Below are 5,518 nucleotides of genomic sequence, written 5' to 3'. Positions count from 1 at the left end.
CAGCGGTTGCCGGTGCGTTTCGCCATCGACCGCGCCGGGCTTGTCGGGGCGGATGGCGCCACCCATGCCGGGGCCTTTGACATCGCTTATCTCGCCAACCTGCCCGGCATGGTGGTCATGGCCGCTGCCGATGAGGCAGAGCTTGTCCATATGGTCGCCACCGCCGCCTCCATCGACGACCGCCCCTCGGCCTTCCGCTTTCCGCGCGGCGAAGGCGTGGGCGTCGACATGCCGGAGCGCGGCGCACCCTTGGAAATCGGCAAGGGCCGCATCATCGCGACAGGTGGCCGCGTTGCGATCCTGTCATTCGGCACCAGGCTCGCCGAAGTGCTGAAGGCCCGCGAAAGCCTTGAGGCGCGCGGCCTTGCCCCTACGGTGGCCGATGCCCGCTTTGCCAAACCGCTCGACCGCGACCTAATTCTGAAACTGGTCGCGGAACACGAGGCGCTGATCACCATTGAGGAAGGCGCCATCGGCGGCTTCGGCTCTCATGTGGCACAGCTTCTGGCCGATGAAGGCATCTTCGACCGCGGCCTGAAATTCCGCTCCATGGTTCTGCCCGACACGTTCATCGACCAGTCGAGCCCTGAGGATATGTATGCCAGTGCTGGTATGGATGCCGCCCATATCGAGGCGAAGGTGCTTGAGGTACTCGGCGTCGCCAGCGTTGCCAGCAAACGCGCCTGACCGGCGTCAGCCCCGCTCCTCCAGCCGCGTCTCAATCGCCTTCAGCCGCATCAGCACTTCATCCCGATAGGCGTCGGTTATCGCGACTTCCTCTTCGCTATGGGCGGCCTGCATCGAATTGACGATCAGGCCCACCAGCAGGTTCACAACCGCGAAGGTGGTGATCAGGATGAAGGGCACGAAGAACGCCCACGCGTAGGGATAGACCTCCATCACCGGGCGCACGATGCCCATCGACCAGCTTTCCAGCGTCATGATCTGAAACAGCGAATAACCCGACCGGCCCAGGGTACCGAACCAGTCGGGAAAGCTGGCGCCGAACAGCTTCGTCGCCATGACCGAGGCCGCGTAAAACACGATCCCCATCAGAAGAAAGACCGATGCCATTCCCGGCAGGGCGGTGATAAACCCCTCGACCACCCGCCTGAGCCGGGGCGTGACCGAGATCACCCGCAGGATGCGGAGAATGCGAAGCACCCGCAGAACTGCGAAACCCTGCCCGGCCGGGACAAGCGCCACCGCGATAATGGCAAAATCGAACAGGTTCCAGCCATCGTGGAAAAAGGTCAGACGCCGCGCATAGAGTTTCGCTGCAATCTCGGCCACGAAGATTGTTAGGCAGAGACTGTCGAGCAGAAGCAAAAGCCTGCCAGCCGTCGCCATTGCCGCGTCGGACGTCTCCAACCCGAGGATCGCGGCATTGAACAGGATCACGCCGATGATGCCGTACCGAACCATCGGACGTTCGAGAAAAGCGGAAACTCTTTCGCGGAGAAACATTCTGGCACCCTTGCTCTTGTTGCGCCTTCATATGGATCGCAGGACCGCCCCCGGCAAGGCTGTCACGAAACACACGAACACACGGATGGGCCGCACGATGGCGCCGGAACCTGCTGTTGCAACGATTCCCGCCATACGATGCCGGATTCCGCGCAGATGTTTTTAGAAATAACTGCGCACCAGTGCGCCTGAGATAAGCGACCAGCCATCCGCGACGACAAAAAAGGCCAGCTTGAAGGGTAATGCCACGACCGCCGGCGGCACCATCATCATGCCCATCGACATCAGCACGGCTGAAACGACAAGATCGATGATGAGAAAGGGAAGGTAGATCAGGAAACCTATCTCAAAGGCCCGCGCGACTTCTGACAGCATGAAAGAAGGGACCAGAAGCGACAAAGGGGCATCCCCTGCATCGGCCAGTGTCGCGGTTTCAGGCCTGAGGGACGCCAGCGACAGGAATGTATCGGCCTCGATCCGAGCCGACATGAACGCTCGAAAAGGGGTAATGCCGCGATCAAAGGCCGTCGTCAGATCAATGTTTCCCGCGATCAGCGGCTGGACCCCGACACTCCAGGCTTCGTTGAAAACCGGCTCCATGATGAACCAGGTCAGAAAAAGCGCGAGCGAGACAATGAGCATATTGGGCGGCGATTGCTGGAGCCCTATCGCCTGCCTGAGAATCGACAGCACGGTCACGATGAAGGGAAAGCAGGTCACCATGACCGCCAGTCCGGGCGCGAGGCTGAGTACCGTCACCAGCGCGATCAGAAGAAGCGACTGGCCGGTCAGGGTCTGGTCGCCCATGCTTAACGTCAGATCCTGCGCTGACGCGGGCACCGACAACAGGATCAGGCCGCCAAGGGCTGCGAGCGCGATCCGCTTCATCGCTCAGAGACCGTTCTGAAGATCGGCCACCTCGGTCAGACGCACGGCAAGCTGACCGGCCTGTTCGCCATCAAGCTCGGTCAACTCTCCACGCGCGATCAGCCGGTCGCCGACATAAAGCTCCACCAGATCGTCGACCTTCTTGTCCAAAGGCAGGACCGCATCACGCTTCAACCGCAATAGTTCACGCAGAAGCGGGCGCGCCCGGCCGACGGAAATCGTGATTTCGATCGGCACCTGGGTGAACGGATTGCCTTCGGCGATCGTCATCTTTTCACCGTCATCCATGGCGTCTCTCCTCATGTTTCTCGATCCGGAAGAAGCCGGAAACAGCGCCAGAAATCGCCTCGATCACACCGTCGAGATCGATCCGCGTCTCATCCGCGCCGAATTTCAGATAGACTTGGCCGTCACCCAGCGATGCTTCCTCTTCGAAGATCAGAGGGAACGGCGCATCAGCGACCACCAGCCGCTCCAGAAGTTCGCGGTTGGCCGGATTGGCCACAAGTGACACCGGCTGATCGGCAAGGTCCTTCGCGACCGGTTGCAAATGCTCCAGAACGAGCGGTGCCAGAGCTTCACGCGCGATGGCCGGAAGGATTTTACTCACCATGTCATTGAGAAGCGGTTCGAGCGTTCGAAGGACGTGGCTGTGCGCCTCGTGATAGGTGAAGGACATATCCTCAAGATTGCGGCCAAGCTCGGCGCGAAGTCGTGAAACCTCGCCGTCCTGAGCCGCAACGGCGTCGTCCCACCCTGCGGTGTAGCCCTGCTCATAGGCGGCAAGCCTGCATTCCTCGAGTTCTGCCTGGCCAAGCTCGACCCGTTCGTCCGTCATGTCGGTCAGTTCAAAGACCTCAAGCTGAACCCGGCGTGGCATCAGGCACGCTCCTCTTCACTGTCTTCCATCCAGCCACGCAGAATCTCGACCGTTTCATCCTGCCGTTCCGAGATCATCTTGCGCAGCCGGGCGACCGGATCGGCATCGCCATCGCCCCCCTCCCCGCGGGACACGACCGACAAGGCGCCCGGCACATAGTCGCCATCATCAATTTCACCGCTGAGCGCCTCCGTCTCGGCGGCGGGCAGTCCCCGCGCCGCCGGGGGTGCGAGTTCAGGCGGCCGGGTCGCGCGCGAGGTCAGGATCGGACGAACCACGAACAGGCCAAGCGCCAGACTGACCAGCGCCAGCACCGCAAGCTGCACGATGCTCATGACATCAAGCCCGGCCATGAGCGACCCGCCCGGCGCGGCCTCGGCCGGAACGACCGGTTCGAAACTCATGGATTTCAGTGTGATGACATCGCCGCGTTCGGCATCGAAGCCTACCGCTGCGGCCACAAGCTCTTGCAGGGCGGCCAGTTCCTCATCGCTGCGCGGTTCGGTCACGGTCCCGCCTGCGGCGTCGACTGACGCGACGCCATCGACCAGCACCGCAACTGTCAGTCTTTTGATCGCCCCGGGTGTTTTCACCAATTCGCGCGTCGTCTCCGACACTTCAAAATTTGTCCGTTCGCGGGTTTCGCTGTTCTGGCTTTGCGACGATCCGTCCGAGCCGCCCGCATCGCCCGCAGGCAGGTTCGATGCCACCGTCACAGCACTTGAACCGTTGTCAGAGGCCGAGGTCGTGCGTTCCTCGGTATCGGTGGAAATCGCCACCCGGCTTTCGGGGTCAAAGCGGCGTTCGGTAATCGCCTCCCGCTCGGTCACCGTTTCGACCGCGACCTCGACAATCGCGTTGCCATAGCCGACACGCGCCTCAAGCAGGCGTTCGACATTGCGGCGCAACGCCTCGGCCCGGTCCTCGCCCGCCGGACCTGTGATCTCATCCCCGGCCATCACCAGGCCACCTTCGCCGTCTATGACCGACACATCGTCGGGTGACATGCCTGCAACGGCCGAAGACACGAGGTATTTCAGCGCCTTGGCGTGAGAAGGGGTCAGCCCGCCCGCTGCCGTGTTCACCGCGACCGAGGCCGTCGGGCGGGCACGATTGCGCAGGCCCTGCGCGCGGGTATCGGCGATATGAACGCGCGCGGACCGTACCTGTGGCAGGGCCGAGATCGTCCGCGACAGCTCACCTTCCTTGGCGCGCAGATAGGCTGCGTCGAACATCTGTGATGTCGTTCCAAAGCCCGACAGCGAATCGAGAAGCTCGTAACCAGTGCCACTATTGGCGGGCAGACCTTCGGCCGCGAGCGTCATGCGCAATTCGTCGCGCCGCGTCGCCTCGACATAAATCGCGGTGCCCCGCACCTCATAGACAGCGGCGCGCTGATCAAGTGCCGCCAGCACTTCGCCTGATCGATCGCCGTCAAGACCGGCATAAAGCAGCGACAGCCCCGGCTTGGTCGCAAGATTGGTCAGCGCCAGAACCGCCGCGAACATCGCCACGGTGGCAAGAGCCGCAATCACGCGTCTGCGGGGATCAAGGTTCTGCCAGACGGTTGCCAGTTCTCGCACACGAATTCTCCTTACAGGGCTTCTCCCCGTCGTCCTTCGCATGCTTCACCGATTGCGCTTAACAATCGGTTAGTTTCCCCCGGGCTATACCGAATGGGCAGTCAAAGCCCTGGAAAGCCCATGTCGGACGCCGAATCAGAAACCGAGGAAGTCCCTCAAAAGAAATCGAAACTGCCGTTGATCATCGGGCTGGTTCTGATGCTCGCGCTCGGCGGTGGCGGGTTCTTTGCCGTTTATTCAGGGATGGTGCTGGGCCAAGGTGGCGAAGAGCATGCCGAAGACGAGGTGCATGTGGAGGCATTGCCCGACATCGCCTTCGTGCCAATCTCACCGATGGTCGTGTCGCTCGGCACCGAACAATCGGGGCGCTACCTGCATTTCACGGCCCAACTGGAAGTCGCCAAGGCCTATGAGCCGGACATGCTGCTGATCTTGCCGCGCGTCCTTGATGTGCTGAACGGCTATCTGCGCGCGGTCGAGGTGCGTGAACTTGAGGACCCGACCGCACTGGTGCGCCTGCGTGCCCAGATGTTGCGGCGGGTGCAGATGGTCGCCGGCGACGGTCGGGTGCGCGATCTGCTCGTGACCGAATTCGTGATCAACTAGGGGGCATTGATGGAACTCATTGCCGACATTCTTTTAGGGGCCGGTGCGATCGGGGCCGGGCTGTATTGTCTGGTCCTGTCGCGACGGCTGAAGG

Annotated in this window: 7 protein-coding genes; 2 read left to right on the top strand and 5 right to left on the bottom strand. The window is 61.9% G+C overall.

The genetic code is table 11. The annotated features are described in order from the left end of the window. Positions 1-687 (top strand): transketolase C-terminal domain-containing protein (locus WBB85_RS02205; protein WP_432636987.1); only part of this gene is annotated, 687 nt, incomplete at its 5' end. A 6-nt stretch (positions 688-693) separates the two neighbouring features. On the opposite strand, the gene WBB85_RS02200 is transcribed toward WBB85_RS02205, so the two are convergent. From WBB85_RS02200 to fliF, 5 genes are all read right to left on the bottom strand, one after another. Beyond that, positions 694-1,467, bottom strand: a complete 774-nt coding sequence (locus tag WBB85_RS02200) for an ion transporter (RefSeq protein WP_432636986.1) — start codon at positions 1,465-1,467, stop codon at positions 694-696. 162 nt (positions 1,468-1,629) lie between these two features. Next, positions 1,630-2,355 (bottom strand): flagellar type III secretion system pore protein FliP, encoded by a 726-nt coding sequence (gene fliP / locus WBB85_RS02195; RefSeq protein ID WP_432636985.1) that lies wholly within the window; start codon positions 2,353-2,355, stop codon positions 1,630-1,632. A 3-nt stretch (positions 2,356-2,358) separates the two neighbouring features. Continuing rightward, positions 2,359-2,625, bottom strand: a complete 267-nt coding sequence (locus WBB85_RS02190; RefSeq protein ID WP_432636988.1) for a FliM/FliN family flagellar motor switch protein — start codon at positions 2,623-2,625, stop codon at positions 2,359-2,361. 10 nt (positions 2,626-2,635) lie between these two features. After that, positions 2,636-3,235, bottom strand: coding sequence for a flagellar biosynthesis protein (locus WBB85_RS02185; protein ID WP_432636984.1), 600 nt, complete (start codon positions 3,233-3,235; stop codon positions 2,636-2,638). Then, positions 3,235-4,860, bottom strand: coding sequence for a flagellar basal-body MS-ring/collar protein FliF (fliF, locus tag WBB85_RS02180; protein ID WP_432636983.1), 1,626 nt, complete (start codon positions 4,858-4,860; stop codon positions 3,235-3,237). Before fliF ends, WBB85_RS02185 begins: the two co-directional genes overlap by 1 nt. Positions 4,861-4,938: 78 nt before the next feature. Between fliF and WBB85_RS02175 the strand changes: the two genes are divergently transcribed. After that, entirely contained in the window at positions 4,939-5,424 is a 486-nt protein-coding gene (locus WBB85_RS02175) for a flagellar basal body-associated FliL family protein (RefSeq protein ID WP_432636982.1), read from the top strand. The last annotated feature ends 94 nt before the right edge of the window (positions 5,425-5,518 follow it).

The organism is Albidovulum sp. (genome assembly GCF_049646345.1).
In the GTDB taxonomy this organism is placed as follows: Bacteria; Pseudomonadota; Alphaproteobacteria; order Rhodobacterales; family Rhodobacteraceae; genus Albidovulum.
This window is presented reverse-complemented; position numbering and strand designations above follow the sequence as displayed.

Excerpts from the sequence above, each read along its gene's own strand:
- WBB85_RS02185 (WP_432636984.1), bottom strand. The coding sequence starts at position 3,235 with ATGCCACGCCGGGTTCAGCTTGAGGTCTTTGAACTGACCGACATGACG.
- WBB85_RS02175 (WP_432636982.1), top strand. The coding sequence starts at position 4,939 with ATGTCGGACGCCGAATCAGAAACCGAGGAAGTCCCTCAAAAGAAATCG.
- fliF (WP_432636983.1), bottom strand. The coding sequence starts at position 4,860 with ATGCGAAGGACGACGGGGAGAAGCCCTGTAAGGAGAATTCGTGTGCGA.
- WBB85_RS02190 (WP_432636988.1), bottom strand. The coding sequence starts at position 2,625 with ATGACGATCGCCGAAGGCAATCCGTTCACCCAGGTGCCGATCGAAATC.
- fliP (WP_432636985.1), bottom strand. The coding sequence starts at position 2,355 with ATGAAGCGGATCGCGCTCGCAGCCCTTGGCGGCCTGATCCTGTTGTCG.
- WBB85_RS02200 (WP_432636986.1), bottom strand. The coding sequence starts at position 1,467 with ATGTTTCTCCGCGAAAGAGTTTCCGCTTTTCTCGAACGTCCGATGGTT.